The sequence below is a fragment of the Limnohabitans rimovensis (SeqCode) genome (assembly GCF_965234775.1).
GTDB classification, from domain to species: domain Bacteria; phylum Pseudomonadota; class Gammaproteobacteria; order Burkholderiales; family Burkholderiaceae_C; genus Limnohabitans; species Limnohabitans rimovensis.
The window spans coordinates 865,770-889,035 of record NZ_OZ248562.1 but is presented as its reverse complement, the minus strand read 5'-3'; the positions used below and the strand labels follow the sequence as shown (position 1 = coordinate 889,035).

Annotated in this window: 28 protein-coding genes; 15 read left to right on the top strand and 13 right to left on the bottom strand. The window is 56.7% G+C overall.

From position 1 onward, the window contains the following. Positions 1-21 precede the first annotated feature (21 nt). Positions 22-342 carry a hypothetical protein gene (locus AC8GFZ_RS04340; protein ID WP_506642695.1) on the bottom strand — a complete coding sequence of 107 codons (321 nt, stop codon included), beginning with the start codon at positions 340-342 and terminating at the stop codon, positions 22-24. Between the two features lie 10 nt (positions 343-352). Continuing rightward, on the bottom strand, positions 353-1,027 hold the full coding sequence (gene lexA, locus AC8GFZ_RS04335; RefSeq protein ID WP_506642693.1) for a transcriptional repressor LexA: 675 nt from the start codon (positions 1,025-1,027) through the stop codon (positions 353-355). Positions 1,028-1,123: 96 nt separating this feature from the next. Here lexA and AC8GFZ_RS04330 point away from each other — a divergent pair, with 96 nt between their 5' ends. Next, positions 1,124-2,095, top strand: a complete 972-nt coding sequence (locus AC8GFZ_RS04330; RefSeq protein WP_506642691.1) for an asparaginase domain-containing protein — start codon at positions 1,124-1,126, stop codon at positions 2,093-2,095. On the opposite strand, the gene adk is transcribed toward AC8GFZ_RS04330, so the two are convergent. The 6 genes from adk to AC8GFZ_RS04300 form a co-directional block, all read right to left on the bottom strand. Continuing rightward, positions 2,076-2,732, bottom strand: a complete 657-nt coding sequence (adk, locus tag AC8GFZ_RS04325) for an adenylate kinase (protein ID WP_506642689.1) — start codon at positions 2,730-2,732, stop codon at positions 2,076-2,078. The two genes, AC8GFZ_RS04330 and adk, sit on opposite strands and share 20 nt — an antisense overlap. 98 nt (positions 2,733-2,830) lie before the next feature. Next, complete coding sequence (gene kdsB / locus AC8GFZ_RS04320) at positions 2,831-3,595, bottom strand: 3-deoxy-manno-octulosonate cytidylyltransferase (protein WP_506642687.1); 765 nt, start codon at positions 3,593-3,595, stop codon at positions 2,831-2,833. Further along, positions 3,596-3,778 carry a Trm112 family protein gene (locus tag AC8GFZ_RS04315; RefSeq protein WP_506642685.1) on the bottom strand — a complete coding sequence of 61 codons (183 nt, stop codon included), beginning with the start codon at positions 3,776-3,778 and terminating at the stop codon, positions 3,596-3,598. Then, positions 3,759-4,775: a tetraacyldisaccharide 4'-kinase gene (lpxK, locus tag AC8GFZ_RS04310; RefSeq protein ID WP_506642683.1), complete on the bottom strand. Its 1,017-nt coding sequence runs from the start codon at positions 4,773-4,775 to the stop codon at positions 3,759-3,761. The genes AC8GFZ_RS04315 and lpxK overlap by 20 nt, the downstream gene beginning before the upstream one ends. After that, positions 4,776-5,204: an ExbD/TolR family protein gene (locus AC8GFZ_RS04305; protein ID WP_506642681.1), complete on the bottom strand. Its 429-nt coding sequence runs from the start codon at positions 5,202-5,204 to the stop codon at positions 4,776-4,778. 15 nt (positions 5,205-5,219) lie between these two features. After that, positions 5,220-5,846 (bottom strand): MotA/TolQ/ExbB proton channel family protein, encoded by a 627-nt coding sequence (locus AC8GFZ_RS04300; RefSeq protein ID WP_506642679.1) that lies wholly within the window; start codon positions 5,844-5,846, stop codon positions 5,220-5,222. An 86-nt stretch (positions 5,847-5,932) separates the two neighbouring features. On the opposite strand from AC8GFZ_RS04300, the gene xseA reads away from it, so the two are divergent. Continuing rightward, positions 5,933-7,198, top strand: coding sequence for an exodeoxyribonuclease VII large subunit (gene xseA / locus AC8GFZ_RS04295; RefSeq protein ID WP_506642678.1), 1,266 nt, complete (start codon positions 5,933-5,935; stop codon positions 7,196-7,198). A gap of 44 nt (positions 7,199-7,242) precedes the next feature. Then, entirely contained in the window at positions 7,243-7,824 is a 582-nt protein-coding gene (locus tag AC8GFZ_RS04290; RefSeq protein WP_506642676.1) for a superoxide dismutase, read from the top strand. A gap of 44 nt (positions 7,825-7,868) precedes the next feature. Here the strand turns inward: AC8GFZ_RS04290 and AC8GFZ_RS04285 are convergent, their stop codons facing one another. Continuing rightward, positions 7,869-8,315, bottom strand: a complete 447-nt coding sequence (locus AC8GFZ_RS04285) for a DUF192 domain-containing protein (RefSeq protein ID WP_506642674.1) — start codon at positions 8,313-8,315, stop codon at positions 7,869-7,871. Between the two features lie 108 nt (positions 8,316-8,423). On the opposite strand from AC8GFZ_RS04285, the gene icd reads away from it, so the two are divergent. Further along, positions 8,424-9,677, top strand: coding sequence for an NADP-dependent isocitrate dehydrogenase (icd, locus tag AC8GFZ_RS04280; protein WP_506642672.1), 1,254 nt, complete (start codon positions 8,424-8,426; stop codon positions 9,675-9,677). Positions 9,678-9,693: 16 nt separating this feature from the next. Here the strand turns inward: icd and AC8GFZ_RS04275 are convergent, their stop codons facing one another. After that, a complete protein-coding gene (locus AC8GFZ_RS04275; RefSeq protein WP_506642670.1) occupies positions 9,694-10,017 on the bottom strand; it encodes a cold-shock protein in 324 nt (107 codons plus the stop codon). 130 nt (positions 10,018-10,147) lie between these two features. On the opposite strand from AC8GFZ_RS04275, the gene clpS reads away from it, so the two are divergent. The 11 genes from clpS to AC8GFZ_RS04220 all read left to right on the top strand — a co-directional run bounded on the left by clpS (position 10,148) and on the right by AC8GFZ_RS04220 (position 20,897). Then, positions 10,148-10,495, top strand: a complete 348-nt coding sequence (gene clpS / locus AC8GFZ_RS04270) for an ATP-dependent Clp protease adapter ClpS (RefSeq protein ID WP_506642668.1) — start codon at positions 10,148-10,150, stop codon at positions 10,493-10,495. Between the two features lie 54 nt (positions 10,496-10,549). Next, a complete protein-coding gene (gene clpA / locus AC8GFZ_RS04265) occupies positions 10,550-12,877 on the top strand; it encodes an ATP-dependent Clp protease ATP-binding subunit ClpA (protein WP_506642666.1) in 2,328 nt (775 codons plus the stop codon). 114 nt (positions 12,878-12,991) lie between these two features. Next, positions 12,992-13,711, top strand: coding sequence for a YebC/PmpR family DNA-binding transcriptional regulator (locus tag AC8GFZ_RS04260; protein ID WP_506642664.1), 720 nt, complete (start codon positions 12,992-12,994; stop codon positions 13,709-13,711). After that, on the top strand, positions 13,708-14,997 hold the full coding sequence (gene purD / locus AC8GFZ_RS04255) for a phosphoribosylamine--glycine ligase (RefSeq protein WP_506642662.1): 1,290 nt from the start codon (positions 13,708-13,710) through the stop codon (positions 14,995-14,997). Before AC8GFZ_RS04260 ends, purD begins: the two co-directional genes overlap by 4 nt. A 36-nt stretch (positions 14,998-15,033) precedes the next feature. Then, entirely contained in the window at positions 15,034-15,945 is a 912-nt protein-coding gene (hemF, locus tag AC8GFZ_RS04250) for an oxygen-dependent coproporphyrinogen oxidase (RefSeq protein WP_506642660.1), read from the top strand. Next, a complete protein-coding gene (nadD, locus tag AC8GFZ_RS04245; RefSeq protein WP_506642658.1) occupies positions 15,942-16,580 on the top strand; it encodes a nicotinate (nicotinamide) nucleotide adenylyltransferase in 639 nt (212 codons plus the stop codon). The genes hemF and nadD overlap by 4 nt, the downstream gene beginning before the upstream one ends. Beyond that, positions 16,577-17,161 (top strand): ribosome silencing factor, encoded by a 585-nt coding sequence (gene rsfS, locus AC8GFZ_RS04240; RefSeq protein WP_506642656.1) that lies wholly within the window; start codon positions 16,577-16,579, stop codon positions 17,159-17,161. Before nadD ends, rsfS begins: the two co-directional genes overlap by 4 nt. Next, a complete protein-coding gene (gene rlmH, locus AC8GFZ_RS04235) occupies positions 17,158-17,625 on the top strand; it encodes a 23S rRNA (pseudouridine(1915)-N(3))-methyltransferase RlmH (RefSeq protein WP_506642654.1) in 468 nt (155 codons plus the stop codon). The genes rsfS and rlmH overlap by 4 nt, the downstream gene beginning before the upstream one ends. Positions 17,626-17,629: 4 nt before the next feature. Next, positions 17,630-18,232 carry a Maf family protein gene (locus tag AC8GFZ_RS04230; RefSeq protein WP_506642652.1) on the top strand — a complete coding sequence of 201 codons (603 nt, stop codon included), beginning with the start codon at positions 17,630-17,632 and terminating at the stop codon, positions 18,230-18,232. Between the two features lie 5 nt (positions 18,233-18,237). After that, positions 18,238-19,728 (top strand): ribonuclease G, encoded by a 1,491-nt coding sequence (gene rng, locus AC8GFZ_RS04225; RefSeq protein ID WP_506644225.1) that lies wholly within the window; start codon positions 18,238-18,240, stop codon positions 19,726-19,728. A 20-nt stretch (positions 19,729-19,748) separates the two neighbouring features. Next, on the top strand, positions 19,749-20,897 hold the full coding sequence (locus AC8GFZ_RS04220) for a glycosyltransferase family 4 protein (RefSeq protein ID WP_506642650.1): 1,149 nt from the start codon (positions 19,749-19,751) through the stop codon (positions 20,895-20,897). Positions 20,898-20,910: 13 nt separating this feature from the next. On the opposite strand, the gene AC8GFZ_RS04215 is transcribed toward AC8GFZ_RS04220, so the two are convergent. Genes AC8GFZ_RS04215 through AC8GFZ_RS04205 form a run of 3 tightly spaced genes read right to left on the bottom strand, consistent with a single transcriptional unit; the run spans position 20,911 to position 23,263 of the window. Further along, positions 20,911-21,636: a polysaccharide deacetylase family protein gene (locus tag AC8GFZ_RS04215; protein ID WP_506642648.1), complete on the bottom strand. Its 726-nt coding sequence runs from the start codon at positions 21,634-21,636 to the stop codon at positions 20,911-20,913. Further along, positions 21,633-22,478 carry a glycosyltransferase family 2 protein gene (locus tag AC8GFZ_RS04210; protein WP_506642646.1) on the bottom strand — a complete coding sequence of 282 codons (846 nt, stop codon included), beginning with the start codon at positions 22,476-22,478 and terminating at the stop codon, positions 21,633-21,635. Before AC8GFZ_RS04210 ends, AC8GFZ_RS04215 begins: the two co-directional genes overlap by 4 nt. Beyond that, positions 22,475-23,263 carry a glycosyltransferase family 2 protein gene (locus tag AC8GFZ_RS04205; protein WP_506642644.1) on the bottom strand — a complete coding sequence of 263 codons (789 nt, stop codon included), beginning with the start codon at positions 23,261-23,263 and terminating at the stop codon, positions 22,475-22,477. The genes AC8GFZ_RS04210 and AC8GFZ_RS04205 overlap by 4 nt, the downstream gene beginning before the upstream one ends. Between the last annotated feature and the right edge of the window lie 3 nt (positions 23,264-23,266).

Here is a 23,266-nt window from a genome sequence, read left to right as displayed (position 1 = left end):
TGCTGCGCGGCTTACGGCACGTCAGGCAGCAAGCGCCGTGGAGAGGCCGTTGCTTTGATGGGTTTGACGCCGAGCTTCGAGTTGCACCAAGCGGTCCAGCTCGGCACAGACTTCATCCATCCGCCCAGACATGACCATGCGGCCAGCTCGGTCGGGTGGGCTCATGTCGTCTTGGACCCGGGCCACGCGCAAAGGTTTGGCAACTCGGTTGGCAGCCAAGGTCAAATGTGGAGGGCGCCGAACAGGCTGGGCAGCGGTTTGTTTCCCTGGGGTTTGGGGGACTGGGCTGAGAGAATAAAACGGTGACATCATTTTGAAAATGCTCCAAATGGCCAAGCTCATGGGGTGCTCCTTAGAAAAGCATGGTGTTGCGGATCAAACCCACGGCCAAGCCTTCGATTTCAAAAGGCTCGCCGGGTTCGACCACAATGGTTTGAAAATCTGGGTTTTCGGGCAGCAACTCAATGCTGTCGTGGGTGCGTCGAAAGCGTTTGACCGTGACCTCCTCACCCAAGCGGGCCACCACAATTTGTCCGTTTTTTGCTTCTTTGCTGATTTGAACAGCCAGCAAGTCGCCATCCATGATGCCGGCATCGCGCATGGACATGCCCCTGACTTTGAGCAAATAGTCGGGGGTGCGCTGGAACAAACTGTTTTCGACATAAAAGGTTTGGTCCACATGCTCTTGCGCCAGAATGGGTGAACCCGCTGCGACCCGACCGATCAAGGGCAATGCCAACTGGGCCAGGCCTTCCAGCGGCAAATTGAATTGCTTGCTACGGACTTGATTGATGGAGCGCATGGTGGACTCTTTGAGGCGAATGCCCCGCGAAGTGCCGCTGACCAGGTCGATGACGCCTTTGCGGGCCAAGGCCTTGAGGTGCTCTTCCGCCGCATTGGCCGACTTGAAGCCTAGTTCGTTGGCGATTTCAGCCCTTGTGGGAGGGGACCCCTTGCGCTCGATCGTGATTTGGATCAAAGACAATATTTGCTGTTGCCGGTCGGTGAGTTTGGGGGCTTCATTCATGTCGGGTCTCCTGCACAAAGGTTGATGGGCGTCCGTTGACTGTTTGAATATCCAGTAACTGTATTTTTAACCAGTTTTTAAAAGATTGCAAGCGCCATGCATGAAAAAAGATCAAAAGTTGTTGTTTTGGGCACGGGCGGGACGATTGCCGGCTGGGCGCCTGACCCGTCAAAAGGGCGCCAATACCAGGCAGGAGAGCTCACGGCGTCGGATTTGGTCCAAGGCTTGGGCGACGGGCAAGACCACATCGTCACCGAAGAGGTGGCCCGCATCGACAGCAAAAACATGGGTTGGCCCGTTTGGGAAAGGCTGGTGGCGCGGGTCCAACATTGGCTGGACCAAGAGGATGTGCAGGGTGTGGTGGTCACCCATGGCACCGACACCTTGGAAGAAACCGCGATCTTGCTGCACACCTTGTTCAGCGGCCTCAAGACCGTGGTCATCACGGGTGCCATGCGGGCTGCCAATGTCCCCGAGCCAGACGGCCCAGGCAACTTGCGTCAGGCTTTGGCTTTGGCGGGTGCGCCTGGTTCAGCGGGGGTGGTGTGCGTTTTTGCAGGCCAGGTGCATGCCGCGGCCAGTTTGACCAAAGTAGATTGTCAAGCGCTGAATGCGTTTGGCTCTGCCGATCCCGTCGCCTGGGGCCTGGCTCTCGAAAACTTGGATGCCCTTCAAAAAAGGTTTGCACAACAAGCGACGCCAGCGGTGGGTTTACCACCCAAAGCTTTGGCGCAAGTGGCCACCTGGCCCTGGGTGGAATTGGTTTTCAACCATGCGGCCCAAGACGGGGCTGTGGTCAAAGCGTTGCTGGAAAGCAAAACACCGCCCCAAGGCTGGGTGGTGGCGGGGACCGGAAACGGAACGATGAGTCAGGGCTTAGAGGCCGCTTTGATCATGGCTCAACATGGCGGCGCTCGGGTTTGGCGCACTTCACGGTGTGCAAAGGGCCAATTGCAAGCCCAAGATGGCGAGGTATTTCAGACCACCTCGGGACTCAACCCCTACAAGGCACGGGTGGTGCTGGCATTGACCCTGGTGGCCGAACAGCTCAGCTCGACAGTGCTTTGAAAGCCCGGGCTTTGATTTCTTCGACTTGTCCAACGCCGCTGATGGCGCTGTAGCGGGGCGCGTGGTCCGCGTCAGTCTTGGCCCATTGAGAGTAATAGTCCACCAAAGGGCGGGTTTGGGCTGCATAAACGTCCAGGCGTTTGCGAACGGTTTCCTCTTTGTCGTCGTCGCGCTGAATCAGGGCTTCGCCTGTCACATCATCCAGCCCAGCCACTTTGGGTGGGTTGAAGTGGGTGTGATAGGTGCGCCCACTGGCGACGTGCACCCGACGCCCGCTCATGCGCTCGATGATGGCATCAAAGGGCACATCGATTTCCAGCACGTGATCGAGGTTGACGCCGGCCAATTTCATCGCGTCGGCTTGTGGAATGGTGCGGGGAAAGCCGTCAAACAAAAAACCATTGACGCAATCGGCCTGTGCAATGCGTTCTTTGACCAGTCCGATGATGATGTCATCACTGACCAAACCGCCCGAGTCCATGACTTTTTTGGCAGCCAAGCCCATGGCAGTACCTGCTTTGACTGCTGCACGCAGCATGTCACCCGTGGAAATTTGGGGAATGCCAAATTTTTCGCAAATGAAAGTGGCTTGGGTGCCTTTGCCCGCACCCGGTGCGCCTAAAAGGATGAGTCTCATGTCTTTCCTCTGATTCTTATGGGTTCCAACGATGGGCGAATGCCCAACGACGACCAGATCTGCATTTTGCACAATACCATGCAAGCGGTGCAAAAGACTTACAAAAGACCTGCAAAGTGCCGCCTGACACGCTCCAAATCCTCCGGGGTGTCCACACCCGGGCCAGGCGTCTCGGGCGAGACATGCACGGCAATTTTGTGGCCGTGCCACAGCACCCTGAGTTGCTCCAAAGATTCCATGGCCTCCAGCGGCGCATGCGCCAAATGAGGGAAGCTGCGCAAAAACGACGCACGGTATCCATAAATGCCCACGTGTCTCAGGGTCTCCACCGGTGGTGCAGTGGTGGCATGGGCCGCGTCGCGCCAAAAGGGGATGGTGGACCGGCTGAAGTACATGGCGGTATGAAAGCGGTCGAGCACCACCTTGACCACATTGGGGTTGGCCAATTCGCCCGGATCGGTGATGGCATGGGCCACGGTGCTCATGCAGCAGTCTTCGCGTGAGGCCAGCAAGTGGGCCACGGCATTGATCACTTGCGGTTCGATCAGGGGCTCGTCGCCTTGCACGTTGACCACCAAGTCGGTGTCGGCCAAACCCAAGATTTCACACGCTTGGGCCAAACGGTCGCTGCCAGAGATGTGGTCGGATCGGGTCAAAAGGGCAGGGATGTGGTGCGCCAGGCAAGCTTCAACAATGCGCTCATCGTCGGCTGCCACCACCACCTTGGTGGCTTGGCTCAGCTGAGCCCTTTGCGCCACCCGCACCACCATGGGCAGGCCTGCAATATCGGCCAGTGGCTTGTTGGCCAAGCGGGTTGACGCCATCCTGGCGGGGATCAACACAGTGAAAGGAGCCTGCCCCACTCAGCGCTCGCATTCTTCGTCGCTCAGGGTCCGGGCTTCGGTCTCCAGCATGATCGGAATGCCATCCCTCACGGGATAGGCCAGGCGGGCGCTGCGTGACAATAATTCTTGGCGCTCACGCACATATTCCAACGGGCCTTTGGTGACCGGGCAGACCAGCAATTCAAGCAATTTGGTTTCCATGGCGGGATGATATCCGCAGGGCCAGCGCTTGATCGATTTGGGGCCACCAAAGTTCCAAGCCTTGCAGCTCCAACGGCACAGCCCAGACCTGAGGAAACCGGGGCCACAATTTCACAGCGTCTTTTTCTGTGCAAAACCAGTCGCCCTCGGCCACGTCGGGGTTGAATCCGATCAGGGGGTCGTGATCGGGCCAAACTTGGGCCAGGTCCAATTCAAGCCCTTGACCGCGCAAGCCATCAAAGAACAGCTGCGGTTTGGCGATGGCGGCCAGGGCATGGACGCGGCGGTTTTTCCATTCGATCAAGGGCCGGCGTTGCCCATTGGAGCCCACCGCGCAGCTTGCCAATTGGCGACGTACCATGACCATGTCCACATGGGGCAAGGGGAGGGAGCCCAAATTCCAAACACGGATGGCCGGGTCTGCCGGGCGCGGCCATGGTTCGCGCAGCGGTCCAGCGGGCAATAGCCAGCCATTGCCAAAACCGCGTTCATCAAAAACACATATTTCAATGTCTCGGTGCAAGCCGGCATGTTGCAGCCCGTCGTCGCTGATCAACACCTGCGTTTGCGGGTGTGCGGCCATCAAGGCCCGGCAGCAAGCCGCACGGTCTGCACCCACAAAAACCGGCACCTGGCAGCGGCGCCAAACCAGCAAAGGCTCGTCGCCCACATCTTCAAATGTGCTGTGTTCATTCACGGCCGTGATCTGTGTGGCGATGCGCCCAAACCCACGCGCCACCACCCCCACCTGGATGCCCTGTGACTGCCAGTGCATCGCCAAAGCCATGACCAGGGGGGTTTTACCCGCACCACCCACCATCACATTGCCCACCACGACGACCGGCACACCGGGGCTGAGGGTGGTGTGGCGCCGTCGCTGAAGGCGTCGCCATGAAACCACCAACCAGGTCAAGCCACTCAAGGGCCAAAGGACAGCACTGACCCAGTTGCGTGTTTGCCACTGGCGCAAAACCCATGCTTGCCAGGGAAAGGGCATTTAGCGCGCAGCCCCAGCCTGCGGTGACTTGGCCACAAAGGTGATGGCATTGATGCCGCTGGCTTTTCCAGCCTCCATCACCGAAATCACCGATTGATGGGGTGCCATGGCGTCGGCGCTGATCACCAGCATCGGTTTGTCCATGCCCACGGCGGCTTGGGACAAAGCCTGGGTCAAGGCCTTGACACCGCGTTGCGGTAATGGCTGCTTGTTGACCGCATATTGGCCGTCACTGGTCACGGACACCAAAATTTCTTGGGGGTGCTCTTTTTGAACATCCGCATTGGCGCTGGGCAAATTCAACTGCACCTCGGTGTATTTGTTATAGGTGCTCGACAACATCAAGAAAATCAAAATCACCAACAACACGTCGATGAAAGCGATTAAATTGATCTCAGGCTCAATGGCGTGTTGGGTGCGAAATTTCATAGGGCGCAGAGCAGATCAACGCAACGAGGACCGCAGCTTGAACAAATGGCGCAACCAACGCTGTGCGGCAATCTCCAAGTCAATCACATACGCGTCCACTTTGGCGCGGAAAAAGCGCCAAAAAAACAAGGCGGGGATGGCCACCATTAAACCAAATGCGGTGTTGTACAAAGCCATGGAAATGCCTTGTGCCAACTGTGCCGGGTTGCTGCTGCCCGGGGTTTGGGCGGCAAAAATTTCAATCATGCCCACCACCGTGCCCAGCAGCCCCAAAAGCGGGGCGGCAGAGGCGATGGTGGCCAACACCACCAGGTATTTCTCCAGATCATGGGCGGCTTGTTTGCCAGCAATCTCGATGCTTTCGCTCAATTCGGTTTCGCTGCTTTGGGGCTGTTGGCGCAGTTGCTGCAACCCGCTGGCCAAAACGCGGCCCAGCAAACTGTGGCTGGCCAAATGTTTGACCGATTCCTCAGAGGGCAGTTGGTGCCGTGAAGCCTTGATGGCTTCGTCCAACAAGTCCTTGGGAACAATGCGCTTGTCCGCCAAACTGTAAAACCGCTCGAACACCAAGGCCAAAGCCACAACGGAACAGATCAAAAGCGGCCAAATGGGCCAACCGGCTGCTTGTATGATGGAAAACAAACCTCAAACCCCTCTGAATTGACAAGCACGAATTATGAACCAGCACCTGACTTGTCCCTGTATGAGCACTCGCTCAGGGGCGTGATATGCCAGAAGCTGCGCGCATTTGGTCAGTAGCCGCCTTGGTGCGTGCTTTCACCGACACCTTGTCGGCGCGCTTCAATCCGGTTGAAGTGAAGGGTGAGATCACCAATTTCACCCGCGCCAGCAGTGGTCATTGCTACTTTTCCCTCAAAGATGACGGTGCTCAACTGCGTTGCGCCATGTTTCGCCGCTCCGCCATGCTGGTCGACTTTGACTTGCACGACGGTGTCATGGTTCAAGCTCGGGCCAAGGTCTCTGTCTATGAGGGGCGAGGGGACTTGCAGTTGGTGGTCGAATCCCTGCAAGCCGCTGGCGAGGGCGTTTGGTACGAGAAATTTTTGCAACTCAAGCGCGAACTGGCTCTGCTGGGGCTGTTTGATGAAGCGCGCAAACGCCCTTTGGTCGCCATGCCCAGGGCCATTGGGGTGGTGACTTCCTTGGGTGCTGCGGCCTTGCATGATGTGATCACCGCCTTGCAGCGCAGGGTGCCCCACATACCGGTGGTGATTGCCCCAGCCCAAGTTCAGGGCGTGGGCGCAGCCCCATCCCTGATTCAAGCGCTGAAGTCGATTCAAGAAGTGGAGGGTGTGGACGTGGTGTTGATGGTGCGGGGGGGGGGGTCCCTGGAGGATTTGTGGGCCTTCAATGACAAGGATTTGGCCCACGCGGTGGTCCAGTCCAGGGTGCCCATCGTCTCAGGCGTGGGCCATGAAACCGACATCACCATCGTGGACCTGTGTGCCGATTTGCGCGCACCGACGCCCACGGCCGCCGCCGAGTTGTGTGCCCAAACACGCGAAACGGCCTCGGAGACACTGGACCACATGGCGCAATCATTGACGGGTCAACTCCAAGCGGTGTTGGATGCCCAAGGTCAAGCCCTGGACTGGTTCCAGTCGCGCTTAGGGCGGCCCAGTGCGCTGGTGGCCGCGCACCGGGTCAGCACCTTGCACTTACAGCAGCGCATGCAGCAGTCGCTGTCCAAACGCATTCAAATGTTGGGGCAAAAATCTGCTGCGGCACAAACCGCCTTGATGCGTGTGGTGCAATCTGAGGCGGCCAGCAAACGCCAATCGCAACAGCAATTGGGGTGGCGACTGCATAACCTCGACCCTCGCTTGGTATTGCAGCGGGGTTATGCTTGGCTTACCGACGAACTAAACAAACCCATCACATCGGTCCACCAACTGTCGCCTGAGCAGACCTTGACAGTCAGTTTGTCCGATGGTGAAGCGGGTGTTCGGGTGCTGGGCCTCAAAGCCGGCTGAAATTTTTTTACAATCCGTTTTTTCATCAACGCTGAAGGATATCCATGGAACACACCTTGCCCGCTCTGCCTTATGGTCTGGACGATTTGGCCCCCCACTATTCGCGCGAAACCTTGGAATTCCACCATGGCAAGCACCACAACGCTTATGTGGTCAACCTGAACAACTTGCAAAAGGGCACCGAATTTGAAGGCATGGACCTGGAGTCCATCATCAAGAAATCATCTGGTGGCATCTACAACAACTCCGCCCAAATTTGGAACCACACCTTCTTTTGGAGCTGCATGAAGCCCAACGGCGGTGGTGAGCCCACAGGCACTTTGGCGGCCGCCATCAATGCCAAATGGGGCAGCTATGCCGCATTTCGCGAGGCCTTTGTGAAGTCCGCTGTGGGCAACTTTGGCTCTGGCTGGACCTTTTTGGTGAAAAAGGCCGATGGCAGCTTGGACATCGTCAACATGGGCGCGGCGGGCACCCCTTTGACCACCGGCGACAAAGCCATTTTGACCGTCGACGTCTGGGAGCACGCTTACTATATTGATTACCGCAATATGCGTCCCAAGTTTGTGGAAACCTTTTTGGACAAATTGGTGAACTGGGGTTTTGCCCAGGCCAACTTCGGCTGATCTGACCCAGATCGATCACTTAAAACCGCCTTCGGGCGGTTTTTTCATTTGCCCTTGAAAACCGGGCCTTGCAGCTTAAACCCCGCTTTGATGCCGCGTTTGGCAAACCAGCCTTGGTTCATTTCCAGCACCCAGCGCACGGGTTGCTCAGAGCAATGTGCGTCGGTGGTCTGGGGCTTCATGTCGGCCAAGTTGACGATGGTGCCATCATCGGCGATAAAGGCTGCGGTCAGGGGCAACAGCGTGTTTTTCATCCAAAAGCACTGCTGTGTGGCTTGCTCAAAGGCAAACAACATGCCTTCGGACTGGGGCATTTCTGCGCGGTGCATCAAACCAACGGACCGCTGATCGGGGGTGGCGGCCACCTGCGCTTGGATTTGGTGCATGCCCGCTTGCAACTGAATGCGGGGCAATTGAAGCTGTGGCGAACCCTGCGCCCAAGCCAACGAACAAAACCAAACGCTCAGCCAGGCCCACTTGAGATGATTCATAAGTCCCCTTTGTTCATCCGAGAATGATAAGTCACTGTTGCTAGAATCCCCCCCGCGAAATAGCTATTTCATTTCCATTCGATCGGCTTCCTAACGGAGATATTCCACATGTACAAGCACATCAAAGTGCCTTCCCAGGGTGAAAAAATCGTTGTCAACAAGGACATGTCCCTGAACGTGCCCGACCAACCCATCATTCCTTACATCGAAGGTGACGGCACCGGTTTTGACATCACCCCGGTCATGCTCAAAGTGGTCGATGCAGCAGTGCAAAAAGCCTATGCAGGCAAGCGCAAGATCCATTGGATGGAAGTCTATGCAGGCGAAAAATCCACCAAGGTTTATGGCCCGGATGTGTGGTTGCCCGAAGAAACCCTGTCGGTGTTGAAAGAGTATGTGGTGTCCATCAAAGGCCCCTTGACCACCCCCGTGGGTGGTGGCATCCGCTCACTGAACGTCGCCTTGCGCCAAGAGCTCGACTTGTACGTTTGTTTGCGCCCGGTTCAGTATTTCAAAGGTGTTCCCTCACCCTTGAAAGAGCCTGAGAAGACCAATATGGTCATCTTCCGCGAAAACTCTGAAGACATTTACGCCGGTATCGAATATGAAGCCGAGAGCGACAAAGCCAAAAAACTCATCAAGTTTTTGATTGACGAGATGGGCGTGACCAAAATCCGCTTCCCCAACACGTCTGGTATCGGCATCAAACCGGTTTCGCGTGAAGGCACTGAGCGCTTGGTGCGCAAAGCCATCCAGTACGCGATTGACAACGACAAGCCCAGCGTGACCATTGTTCACAAGGGCAACATCATGAAGTTCACCGAAGGTGGTTTCCGCGATTGGGCCTATGGTTTGGCGCAAAAAGAGTTTGGCGCCCAATTGATCGATGGCGGACCCTGGTGCAAATTCAAGAGCCCCAAAACCGGCAAAGACATCATCGTCAAAGACGTGATTGCCGACGCCTTCTTGCAGCAAATTTTGTTGCGCCCCGCCGAGTACAGCGTGATTGCCACCCTCAATTTGAATGGCGACTATGTGTCTGATGCGTTGGCAGCCCAAGTGGGCGGCATTGGCATCGCCCCAGGCGCCAATATGTCTGATTCCGTGGCCTGTTTTGAAGCCACCCATGGCACGGCACCCAAATATGCGGGCAAAGATTATGTGAACCCAGGCTCCGAGATCTTGTCGGCCGAAATGATGCTGCGCCACATGGGCTGGACCGAGGCGGCAGACCTGATCATCAGCTCGATGGAGAAGTCCATCCTCAGCAAGAAAGTCACCTATGACTTTGCGCGCTTGATGGATGGCGCCACCCAGGTCAGCTGCTCAGGCTTTGGTCAGGTCATGATCGAGCACATGTGAGTGCAAGGGGCGCCCCTCAGAATTGGGGGGCACGTTCCTGATTGCCAATCAGGTTGGCTCTGAATTGAGGGGTGCGCAAGCGCCCCTCTTTGCTTTTCAGGCCCCCAGCATCGGTGTCTGGCGCTCGCTCTGGCGCCTCGGTGACGGTCAATGCATGGGCTTGTTGGCCCTTTGGGCCTTGCACCAACTCAAACTCGACCTGAGCGCCTGGCTCCAAGGTCTTGAAACCCTCCATGTTGATGGCACTGAAGTGAATAAAAATATCCGGTCCACCGCCCATGGGCTCTATGAAGCCAAAACCCTTGCTGTTGCTGAACCACTTGACCGTACCTTTGTCCATTTTTAACTCTCTTTTCGGTTAAATATAGTCATAAAGGTTTAAATAATAGCATTCTTCATCCATCTATTCCATGCAGCACGTTATTTTTGGTCAGAAAAACGAAGTTCCATGCCCCCTATAAAATGAGCCCATGGCCAGTCAACTTCCCCAAACCCCACCACAGCCCCAGCGCACAGATGACGGCAATTCAGTGGTGTTGGAACGCAGAGCACAGAAAACCAAACCCCCACAGATGTACCAGGTGGTCATGCTCAATGACGACTACACCCCGATGGAGTTCGTGGTGATGGTTTTGCAACAATTTTTCAGCAAAGACCGCGAGACCGCGACCCAGATCATGCTGAAAATTCACTTAGACGGCAAAGGCGTTTGCGGTGTCTTTAGCAAAGATGTCGCCGCCTCTAAAGTTGATCAGGTCATGGACGCAGCCAATCAGTCGGGTCACCCACTGCAATGTTTGAGCGAACCCATTGATTAATTCAAGTCCATTTCCATATACAGTCACCACATCAATCGGCGCGAAGGAACCCACATGATTGCCCAGGAACTCGAAGTCAGCTTGCACATGGCCTTCGTTGAAGCACGCCAGCAACGGCATGAATTCATCACCGTAGAGCATTTGCTGCTGGCATTGCTGGACAACCCCAGTGCCGCAGAGGTGTTGCGGGCTTGTTCGGCCAACAGCGATGAGCTGCGCAAATCTTTGGCCAATTTCATCAAAGACAACACCCCCCAAGTCGCCGGCACAGAGGACGTCGACACCCAGCCGACCTTGGGTTTTCAACGGGTCATTCAGCGCGCCATCATGCATGTGCAATCCACTGGCAATGGCAAAAAAGAAGTCACTGGCGCCAACGTGTTGGTGGCGATTTTTGGTGAGAAAGACTCTCACGCCGTTTACTACCTGCACCAACAAGGTGTGACCCGCTTGGATGTGGTCAATTTCATTGCCCACGGCATCAAAAAGAGCGATCCACCCGACTCTCCCAAGCAACAAGAACCCGCTGCTCAGGAAAATGAAGAGCCTGTGGAGAAAAGTGAAAAAGCATCTCCATTGGAGCAATTCACTCAAAACCTCAATCAAATGGCCAAAGACGGGAAAATTGACCCTTTGATTGGCCGCGAGTACGAGGTCGAGCGTGTGGTTCAAATCTTGTGCCGTCGCCGCAAAAACAACCCTTTGTTGGTGGGTGAGGCCGGCGTCGGTAAAACCGCCATTGCCGAGGGCTTGGCCTGGCGCATCACCCAAAAAGAAGTGCCGGACATCTTGGCTGATTCGCAGGTTTACTCGCTCGACATGGGTGCCTTGCTGGCTGGTACCAAATACCGCGGTGATTTTGAGCAACGCCTCAAGGGCGTGCTCAAGTCTCTCAAAGACAAGCCTCAAGCCATCTTGTTCATTGATGAGATTCACACCTTGATCGGTGCTGGTGCTGCCTCTGGTGGCACCTTGGATGCGTCCAATTTGCTCAAGCCTGCCCTGAGCTCTGGCCAACTCAAATGCATTGGCGCCACCACCTTCACCGAGTACCGCGGTATTTTTGAAAAAGACGCGGCCTTGTCCAGGCGCTTTCAGAAGGTCGACGTCAACGAACCTTCCGTCGAGCAAACGGTGGACATCCTCAAAGGTCTGAAGTCCAGGTTTGAGGAGCACCACAACGTCAAATACGCTGTGGCCGCGCTGCAAGCCGCCGCTGAGCTCAGTGCCAAATACATCAACGACCGGCATTTGCCGGACAAGGCGATTGATGTGATCGACGAAGCCGGTGCTGCTCAGCGCATATTGCCGGCATCCAAGCGCAAAAAGACCATCAGCAAAACCGAAATCGAAGACATCGTGGCCAAAATTGCGCGCATCCCGCCAGCCAATGTGTCCAATGATGACCGCGGCAAGCTCCACACCTTGGAGCGCGACCTCAAAAGCGTGGTGTTTGGTCAAGACAAGGCGCTGGAGGTCCTCGCCTCAGCGGTCAAAATGGCGCGCTCTGGTCTTGGCAAGTCGGACAAGCCCATTGGCTCATTCTTGTTCAGCGGCCCCACTGGCGTGGGCAAAACCGAAGCGGCGAAGCAATTGGCCTTCATCATGGGCATCGAGCTCATCCGCTTTGACATGTCCGAGTACATGGAGCGCCATGCGGTCAGTCGCCTGATTGGTGCACCCCCGGGATATGTGGGTTTTGACCAGGGTGGATTGCTGACCGAAGCGGTCACCAAAAAGCCGCATTCTGTGTTGCTCTTGGATGAGATTGAAAAAGCCCATCCGGACGTATTCAATGTCTTGTTGCAAGTCATGGACCATGGCACCTTGACCGATAACAACGGCCGCAAAGCCGACTTCCGCAATGTGATCATCATCATGACCACCAATGCGGGTGCGGAGACGATGAACAAAGCCACCATCGGTTTCACCAACCCCAGGCAAGCCGGTGACGAGATGGCCGACATCAAACGCCTGTTCACCCCAGAGTTCCGCAACCGTTTGGACGCCATCGTGGGCTTCAAAGCCCTGGACGAGCAAATCATCATGCGCGTCGTCGACAAATTTTTGTTGCAACTGGAAACCCAGTTGGCCGAAAAGAAAGTCGATGTCACCTTCACCGATACCTTGCGCAAACACCTGGCGAAAAAGGGCTTCGATCCCCTCATGGGCGCGCGTCCCATGCAACGCCTCATCCAAGACACCATTCGGCGTGCTTTGGCCGACGAGTTGTTGTTTGGCCGTTTGACCGAAGGTGGTCGCTTGACCGTTGATATCGATGACAAAGACGAAGTCTTGCTCGACATCCAACCCTTGCCCAAAAAAGAGTCCAAGGCCTCAAAGTCTGAACCCACCGAGCCCGAAGAAGCGACGGCTGATTGATCGGGCCGATTGACCCGATCAATGAGGGGGCAGGGCGGTCGAATCAACGACCGCCCTTTTCGTTGGTGAGGCACTGAATCGTTAAAATGGTCAGCAGATAAAAAAGGATTTCAAGTGGCAGGACACAGCAAATGGGCCAATATTCAGCACCGCAAAGGCCGTCAGGACGAAAAGCGAGGCAAAGTTTGGACCCGCGTGATTCGAGAAATCATGGTCGCTGCGCGAGGCGGTGGGGCCGACCTGAATGCCAACCCCAGGCTGCGCTTGGCGGTGGACAAAGCCAAAGCAGCCAACATGCCTGCTGACACCATCAAGCGCAACATCGACAAAGCCACGGGCAACTTGGAAGGTGTGCACTACGAAGAAATTCGCTACGAGGGATATGGCGTGGGTGGCGTGGCCTTGATGGTCGATACCATGACCGACAACAAAGTGCGCACCGTGGCTGAGGTGCGCCATGCCTTGAGCAAACACGGTGGCAACTTGGGCAGTGACGGATCGGTGGCCTACCAATTCAAGCATTGCGGTCAATTCATCTTTGCCCCAGGTGCCGACGAAGACCGCTTGATGGAGGTGGCTTTGGAGGCCGGTGCCGATGATGTGATCAACTCTGAAGATGGTGCCATTGAGGTGTTGTGTTCACCGGGCTTGTTCGAACCCGTCAAGATCGCTTTGGAAAGTGCCCAATTGCAAGCGGTGCTCGCTGAGATCACCTATCGCCCTGAAATCACCGTGGCTTTGGCGGCTGCGGAGGCTGAAAAAATGCAAAAAATCCTCGATGTGCTGGACGAACTGGATGACGTCCAAGAGGTCTATCACAACGCCGAACTATGAAGGCACTGGTTTTGGGCGGCGGCGGTCGCGAACATGCACTGGCTTGGAAGCTGGCGCAATCCCCTTTGGTTCAAACCGTTTATGTGGCGCCCGGCAATGGCGGCACGGCCACCGACAAACGTTTAGAGAACATCGCCATCACCGATGTGGTGGCTTTGTGCGAATGGGCGCAAGACCATCAAATTGACATCACCGTGGTGGGGCCAGAGGGCTTGCTGGCCGCGGGTGTGGTGGACGAATTTCGCGCCCATGGTTTGCGCATTTTTGGACCGACCCAAGCGGCGGCCCAACTTGAGAGCTCCAAAGCCTTCTCCAAAGACTTCATGCGCCGCCATGGCATTCCCACCGCCCAGCACCAAACCTTCACCGACGCTGCCCTGGCCCATCGCTACGTCGACAACCAAGGTGTTCCCATCGTGGTCAAAGCCGATGGCCTGGCCGCTGGCAAAGGCGTGGTCGTGGCCACCAGCTTGGAGCAAGCGCACCAAGCCATTGATGACATGCTCACCACCAATGCCTTGGGCGTGAAGCACAACCAAGCCGGTGCTTGTGTGGTGATCGAAGAATTCCTGGATGGCGAAGAGGCCAGCTTCATGGTCATGTGCCATGGCGACCAGGTTTTGCCACTGGCCACCTCCCAAGACCACAAGCGACTGTTGGACCAGGATCAAGGCCCCAACACCGGTGGCATGGGGGCGTATTCGCCAGCCCCGGTCGTCACCCCTGAGATTCATTCGCGGGTCATGCGTGAAATCATCATGCCGACCATCGCAGGCATGAAAAAAGACGGCATCCGTTACACCGGTTTTTTATACGCGGGCTTGATGATTGATGCCCAAGGCAAGCCCAAAACCTTGGAGTTCAATTGCCGCTTGGGCGACCCAGAGACCCAGCCCATTTTGATGCGGCTCAAAAGCGATTTGCTGTCCCTTTTGTTGGCCGCAACCGAAGACAATGACAGCGCTTTGACAGACTTCCCCATTCAATGGGACACCCGAACCGCATTGGGGGTGGTGTTGGCCAGCCGTGGTTACCCATTGGCGCCGCAATATGGTGATGCCATCACAGGCCTGCCCCTGGAAGAGACCGACACCATGGTCTTTCATGCCGGAACCGCATGGGACGGCCAAACCTTATCCACCCAAGGCGGGCGGGTGCTGTGTGTCACCGCTCTAGGCAGCACGGTGCGTGCCGCGCAAAAACAAGCCTATGTGGGCGTGCAAAAAATTGCTTTTGACGGCCAGCAATACCGACGCGACATTGGCCATTTGGCCATCCGCAACTGAGCCGCCTTCCACACCCCCTTTTATTTTGAGCCCCCCATGAACCCGATCCCACAAGTTCAGTCCTACCTGGTTGGTTTGCAAAGTCGCATCACCCAGGCCTTGACCGACATCGATGGCACTGCTTTTTTGCGCGACCCCTGGCAAAAAGACAAAACTGAAATGTTACAAGGCGAGGGTGACACGCAAATTCTGGAGAATGGCCCTGTTTTTGAGCGCGCAGGCGTGGGTTTTTCGAATGTCCGTGGGCCTCAGTTGCCAGCCTCGGCCACCCAGCATCGACCTGAACTGAAGGGCTCGCCTTTTCAAGCCATGGGCGTGTCCTTGGTGTTTCACCCGCGCAACCCGTATGTGCCGACCGTGCACATGAACATCCGCATGTTGACGGCGCACCCCAAGGAAGGCCCCCCCATGTCATGGTTTGGCGGCGGCATGGACCTTACCCCCTACTATGGGTTTGAAGAAGACGCGCAACATTTCCATCAAACATGCAAGGCAGCCGTTGATCCCTTTGGTGCAGCGCTGTACCCGCGCTTTAAAACCTGGTGTGACGATTACTTCACCCTGAAACACCGCCAAGAGCAACGCGGTGTGGGCGGTATTTTTTACGATGACTTTTCCGAATTGGGCTTTGAAGGCGGGTTTGGCTTGATGCAAAGTGTGGGCAACGCCTTGCTCTCTGCCTATTTGCCCATCGTGCAACGGCGCAAGGACATGGCCTATGGCGAGCGAGAGCGGCAGCACCAATTGATGCGCCGAGGCCGCTATGTGGAATTCAATTTGGTGTGGGACCGGGGCACCCACTTTGGACTTCAGTCCGGTGGCCGAACCGAGTCCATCTTGCTCTCCATGCCCCCCTTGGTGAGTTGGGCCTACCAACAGCGGCCTGAGCCGGGCACCCCAGAGGCGAAGCTTTACACCGACTTTTTGGTGCGAAAAGATTGGGTTTGAATCCCCACAGCCTCACAGACCAACCAAGCACCCCTCGCAAGCTGGGGTTTTACGGCGGTGCCTTTGACCCACCGCATTTGGCGCATTTGGCCTTGGCCAAACACGCCATGACACACCTGAATTTGGATGTCTTGTATGTGTTGCCCACTGGGCACGCAGGTCACAAAACGCCATCAAAAACCCCCGCGATGGATCGTTTGGCCATGTTGTCCTTGACCTTTGCCAGCTTGGCCAACGTGGTGATGGATGACCGAGAAACGCGCCGCGCCGGGCCGTCGTACACGGTGGACAGCTTGAATGAATTGAGCGCCGAGCACCCTCATGCCCAATGGTTTTTGATCATTGGCGAGGACCAGGCCCAATCTTTTGAGGGTTGGCGCGATTGGCAAAAAATTGTGGCCATGGCCCAAGTGGTGGTGGCTGCACGCGCCACTGGCGATCCAGTCGCTCCCTCAGAGAGCAAGTGGCACAATCGGGGGGTGCCAAACGCCATCGATTTGGCTTTTCCCGCCATGGACATCAGCGCGACACGCATCCGCGAAGCCATTGAACAAGGGCGCTCCATCTCTGAATGGGTCCACCCCAACGTCAACGATTACATTCAACACCATCACCTGTACCGCCAAACCCGATGACCACTTCTGCCGCCACTCAAAAAGACATTCAAAAACTTCAGCGCTTGATCGTGGATGCGCTCGAAGATGTGAAGGCACAAGACATTGTGGTATTCAACACCGAACACCTGTCACCCCTGTTTGAGCGCGTGATCATTGCCACAGGCACATCGAATCGGCAAACCAAATCCTTGGCCAGCAGTGTGCGTGACAAGGTGCGTGAAGCCGGCCTGCCCAAGCCCCGCTTAGAGGGAGAAGACAACGGTGAGTGGATCATTGTTGACTGTGGGCCTGCCGTGGTTCACATCATGCAGCAGGCCATCCGGCAGTACTACCATTTGGAAGAGTTATGGGGTGACAAGCCTGTGCGCCTGAAATTGGGTGCGCCCAAACCTTTGCCCCCCGTCGCGGTGAAAGCCGCTCCGACCAAAGACAAACCCAAAAGCAAGTCTGCCAAAGCAGCGCCCGCCAAAACCGCTGCTCGACCGACCAAAGCCAGTCCCGCCACAGCGGCGCGCAAAACCTCTGTAGCACCGGCGAAAAAGTCTCCTGCCAAAAAAACCATTCAAGCCACAGGCCGCGCCAAAACCAAAGCGTCATGAAGCTTTGGGTGGTGGCCGTTGGACAGCGCATGCCCGAATGGGCCCAGTCAGCTTGCCTGGACTATGCCAAGCGCTTTCCACCGGATTGGCCGCTGGAAATCAAGGTGGTCAAAACCGAACCGCGCCACAACCAATCCGCCGAAAAATGTTTATTGGCTGAACGAAAACGCATTGAATTGGCATGGCCTGCCGACACCTTGCGCGTTGTTTTGGATGAACGTGGGCTCGCCCTCAGCACCTTGGATTTGGCCCAGCGTTTAAAAAACTGGCAGCAAGAAAGCGTGAACGTGGCGTTTGTCATTGGCGGGCCTGACGGGCTGGACGCCGAATTCAAGCGCAAAGCCCATTTGGCTTTGCGCTTGTCAGACCTGACGTTGCCTCACGCCTTGGCACGGGTGATGTTGATCGAGCAGTTGTACCGGGGAATCTCCGTGTTGGCCAACCACCCTTATCACCGAGAATGAGGCCATGCCGCCCTCTATTTACTTGGCCTCACAAAGCCCCCGCCGACAAGACCTGCTCGGCCAAATGGGTCAACACTTTGAGCTGTTGCTGCCAGACCCGTCAGAAGACGTGGAATCCCTGGAAGCCACCCAAGCCGGTGAATCGCCACGCGACTATGTGCAACGGGTCACGGCCCTGAAACTGGCATCTGCCTTGAACCGTTGGCGCCTGCGGGGCCTGTCGTTGGCCCCCATTTTGTGTGCCGACACCACCGTGGCGCTGGGCGACGCCATTTTGGGCAAACCACAAAACCGCCAGCACGCCCGGGACATGTTGTCCGCCTTGAGCGGGAAAACCCACGTGGTTTTCACGGCGATTGCCGCTGGTACCCCCACCGAAATGCGCCATGCCCTCAGTGTCTCGCAAGTGCGTTTTGCGGCGTGGAGCCCAGGGGAGATCGAAGCCTATTTGGACTCGGGAGAGTGGGACGGCAAGGCAGGCGCATATGCCATCCAAGGGCGTGCGGCCTCACACATCGCTCATATCGAAGGCAGCTATTCGGGGATCATGGGCTTGCCCGTGCACGAAACCGCTGAATTGATAAAGCCGCCTTGGAAAGGTCTGTGATGGGCATGCAGCAAGACATCTTGATCAATTGGTCGCCACAAGAAACCCGTGTGGCAGTGATTGAACACGGTGCCCTCCAAGAATTGCACATGGAGCGAACGCTGGAGCGTGGCTTGGTTGGCAATGTTTACCTGGGCAAGGTCTCTCGTGTTTTGCCAGGCATGCAGTCGGCATTCATCGATGTGGGTTTGGAGCGGGCCGCCTTTTTGCACGTGGGTGATTTGCTCAGCACCATCACCGCTCGACATGCTGACAGTGACACCCCCAGCGGCCAAGCTCCCCTGCCCATAGAAAAGCAGGTGTTTGAAGGCCAAACGCTGATGGTGCAAGTCATCAAGGACCCGATTGGCAGCAAGGGGGCACGCCTATCGACCCAAATCAGTTTGGCCGGTCGCATGTTGGTTTTCTTGCCCCAAGACAACCACATCGGCATCTCCCAAAAAATACCTTTTGAGCAACGTGAAGCACTGCGCACCAAGTTGCAGGGGCTGGCCCATGAAAACGCCACTGCCGGGACCCCAGGTGGCTTCATTGTCCGCACCAACGCAGAAGACGCCAGCGATGGTGAGCTGTCAGAAGATATCCAATATCTGCGCAAAACCTGGTCGCGCATCAAAGAGGCATCCACAACCCAGCCAGCCAAAACTTTGTTGCACCGCGATTTGAATTTGTTGCAACGCGTCCTCAGAGACTTGGTGGGGGAAGGGACGCAAAGCATCCGCATCGACTCCAAAGAGCAGTACGAAGCCTTGCTGACCTTTGGTTCTGAGTTCATGCCCTCTGGGGCAGCGAAGTTGCAGCTGTACAAGGGTGAGCGGCCAATCTTTGATTTGTATTCCGTCGATGACGAGATCAGCCGCGCCTTGGGCAGGCGTGTGGACTTGAAATCGGGGGGCTATTTGATGATCGATCAAACCGAAGCCTTGACCACCATTGATGTCAACACCGGTGGCTACGTGGGTGCGCGCAACTTTGACGAAACCATCTTCAAAACCAACCTCGAAGCGGCGGGTGCGATTGCGCGCCAATTGCGTTTGCGCAATTTGGGCGGCATCGTGGTGGCCGATTTCATCGACATGTTGACGCAAGACCACCAACAAGCGGTGTTGTTTGAATTTCGCAAGCATTTGCAGCGCGACCGGGTGAAAACCATGGTCAGTGGATTTTCCCAATTGGGCTTGGTGGAGATGACGCGCAAGCGCACCCGCGAATCTTTGGCCCATTTGCTGTGCGAGCCCTGTCCTGCTTGTGACGGCAAAGGGTCGGTGAAAACAGCCCGCACCGTGGCATATGACATCTTGCGTGAAATTTTGCGCGAAGCGCGGCAATTCAATCCCATGGAATTCAGGGTGGTTGCGAGCACCCCGGTGATTGACTTGTTGCTCGATGATGAAAGCAGCCATCTGGCTGGTTTGAGCGACTTCATAGGCAAACCCATTTCATTGCAAAGTGAGCCCTCCATGGGGCCAGAGCAATACGACATCGTCTTGCTTTGACCGCATGACGCCCATTGCCCATGCGAATCGCCTTTTTGAGCCGACACTTTGACCCGCAAGGGGGAGGTGCTGAGCGTTATTCTGTGGCCGTGGCGCAAGACTTGGCCCTGCGCCACGAGGTGCATGTGTTTGCCCAAACGTTTGGCACGGCATCTCCCCTAGGGTGGGTGCCACACAAAATTCCCGGCCCGTTGCGCCGCCCAAGGTGGATCAATCAGTTGTGGTTCGCTTTGGCAACGGCCTGGCTGACACGCCGTGGATTCGACGTGGTTTACTCCCATGAGCACAGTTGGCACGGCAACGTGCAGTGTTTTCACGTTCTGCCCATCCGCCACAGCCTGCTGAAAAACCGCCACGGTTGGCGCAAATTTTTGCGCGTTGTGAAGATCCTCACAAGCCCGAGATTGCTGGCTTATTGGTGGCTCGAGGGCTCGCGTTTGCGCGGCGTTTCCAACGGTCACAGGGCCGTGCTGGCTGTGTCTGAGCCCTTGCGCATGACCTTGGAGCAAACCTACCCCGCTGCCAAAGGCCAAGTCCATGTCATCACACCAGGGGTGATTGCCGCTGCGCCCAAATCTGAGTCAGACCAACGCCGAGCCCGAGAGGCCTTGGATCTGCCGGTGAACGCGCGGCTGGCATTATTGGTTGCCAATGACCCCCTGCGCAAAGGCCTCAAGACGCTGATCCAAGCCCTGGGTTTACTGCCGGACGCATGGAAACTGGTGGTCGCCGGACACATCCCACCGCCATCGACTTACCGCGCCTTGGCCGAAAAGGCCGGTGTGATGGAGAGGCTTTTGTTCATCGGCCCGCAGCACGATTTGCGCTTGGCCTATCAGGCCGCAGATGTGCTGGCCCACCCCACCTTGGAGGACACCTACGGCATGGTGGTCTTGGAGGCCATGGCCAACGGCTTGCCGGTGGTGGTCAGTGGCTTGCCGTACTGCGGCATCAGTGCCGAATTGACCAACGGTACACAGGCGCTGATTTTGGCTGATCCCACCAACGCCCAAGCCTTGGCCGCGGCTTTGCAGCAGTTGGTGAGTCAACCCGAATTGATGCAGCGCCTGGCTTCACAAGGCCATGCCTGGGCCGAGGAAAAAACCTGGTCCCAGTGCGCTCGGGCGCACGAAGCCTTGTTTGAAAATCTCATGGCACAAGGGCATTGAGCGGTCAGGTCGCTCAACGGCCCTCTTCATACCCCGTGAATAATTTGAGCGCCATGTGCGCCCAGGTGCTGCGGTGGTTGACCAACACCCGGGGCAAGGTAAAAGCCGCAGGCCCCTGGGCAGATGTCGCCCGACCTCTTTGGGTGGTGGTGGCAGACACATAACCCGCTTGTTGGACCCAGGCCGGATGTTCGGGCAAAAAACGACCGTAGGGGTAACAAAAATGGCGCACCTCGGTGCCCAGCATCTGCTCCAACTCTGACTTGGAACGCTGAATTTGGTGGCGCACCGTGGCCTCATCGGATTGGCTCAAGTCGATGTGGTCACAGGTGTGGGATCCAACGTCCATGTTTGCAGCCACCCATTCACGCCAAGCGGAAATGTCCATCAAGGCTTTGGTGGCCATTCCAGAAGCTGCGTCCCACTGGTTGTGGCCTCCAATATGGTGGCTGACCGCATAGCATGTGGCGGTGTATCCAAATTGACGCAAGATGGGCAGGGCGTTGGCGTGCGTGTTGGCATACCCATCGTCAAACGTGATGCCCACAACCCGGCCGCTCAAACTGCCGTTCAGAAAAGGCTCCAAGTCGCGCATGGAGAGGCCTTGAAAGCCCCAGGTTTTCAAAAAGCGCATGTGTTGCGCAAAGCGCTGAGGGCTGACGGTCATGCCTCGCAATGGCGCACCTGAGGGCGGCATGTCGTCGACCTGGTGGTACATCAGAATGGGGATCGTCTTCATGCGTGCGGCTGCATGGCATTTCGGACGGATTCGGGCGAGCGCTGCGCCAAGCCCCGCGGCGCTTGGGTGTGCTGCCCCTTGAGGATGGCATCCAAGCGAGCCACGTTCTCGGGCAATTGGGAGCGGTCATTTTCCGCATGCCACAGGTGCAACACCGTCAGCGCAAAACGGCCATTCTTGTGGCGCACACCGTGGCGGATCAAGCGCACCGCCAAATCGGCATCCTCGTGGCCCCACCCTTGATAGCTTTCGTCAAATCCATTCACCGCCACCAAATCAGTGCGCCACACCGCCATGTTGCAGGTGCGGGCGCTCTGCCAATGCGCAGGTTGTCTGCGTCGCCAGCCTTGTCCAGGCAGTTTGATCAAAGGCAACCAACGATTGGCATGTCCGCTCAAGCGGTGCTTCAACCATGCCCATCGCCCCCATTGGTGAATGGGCCATTGTTGGGCCTCTGCTTGTTGTGTCAAAAGAGGGCCCAGCAACAAGCGACTGCCCGGCACAAACCAGCCCGGTTGCGCCAAGCGGGCATGCTCGGCGATGAAGTCGGGGCGGGGGACACAATCGCCGTCCAAAAAAATCACCAGATCGCCTTGGGCTGCAGCCACGGCCAAATTGCGCGCCGCAGCCGCCCTGAACCCGTCATCGGCTTGCCACAGGTGGTGAATCGGCACAGCGGTCTGGTTGGCCATCTGGCGGATGAGATGTCGGGTGGGGTCCCCAGACCCGTCATCCGCAACCAAAATTTCAAATGGCGCTTGTTGCTGGGCCAACAAGGCGTTCAACACCAAACGCAGGGCTTGCGGTCGGTTGTAAGTGGTGACCACCACGGAGATCTTCATGTCGTTTCGGCCGGCTTGCGCTCATTCAAGTACATCAGCTTGAGGTAGCGGTAGTAAGTGCCCTCGGCATTGGAGACGGCCAGGATAAAGCCTTCGCGACCATCCAAAAATCCGCGTTGCAATACATAAGTGCGAAAAAACGCCCACAAGCCGTGCCCAATGGCCTTTCGCAAGCTTGACTTTTTGCCTTTGCGTTGCAAGTTCAGCGCGCCTTCGCGGGAATACTGGTTCAACTTGTGCAGCACTTGATCCAGGTTTTGGAAGCTGTCGTGCATCAGCAAGCCCTGAAAGTTCCAAACAGGCCCTTTGCAGATGATTTTTTCGTGCACCAAATCATCGCTGAAGCGGCCATGCCCGCGCTTGAAGACGCGACACACCGGGTCCGGCCACCAACCACTGTGGTGAATCTCACGGCCACAATAACGCGACAAACGCGGCAGATTGGCGGCGATATAACCGCCCCCATCACGATTGACAAATGCCTGTATTTCTTCGGCCAACTCGGGTGTGACCCGCTCATCGGCGTCAATCGACAACACCCAGGGCAAGCTGGCCAAAGACAAAGCATGGTTTTTTTGTGCGCCAAACCCAGTCCAGTCATGGTGCTCCACCCGCGTTGCCCATTGCCGGGCAATGTCCAAGGTGCCATCGGTGCTGCCCGAGTCGACGACGATGATTTCCTGCGCCCATTGCAAGGCCTGCAAGGTGGCGCCCAATCGCTCGGCCTCGTTGAGCGTGATCACGATCACTGACACTGCACACCGGTCCATGGATGTCTTGATCATGGG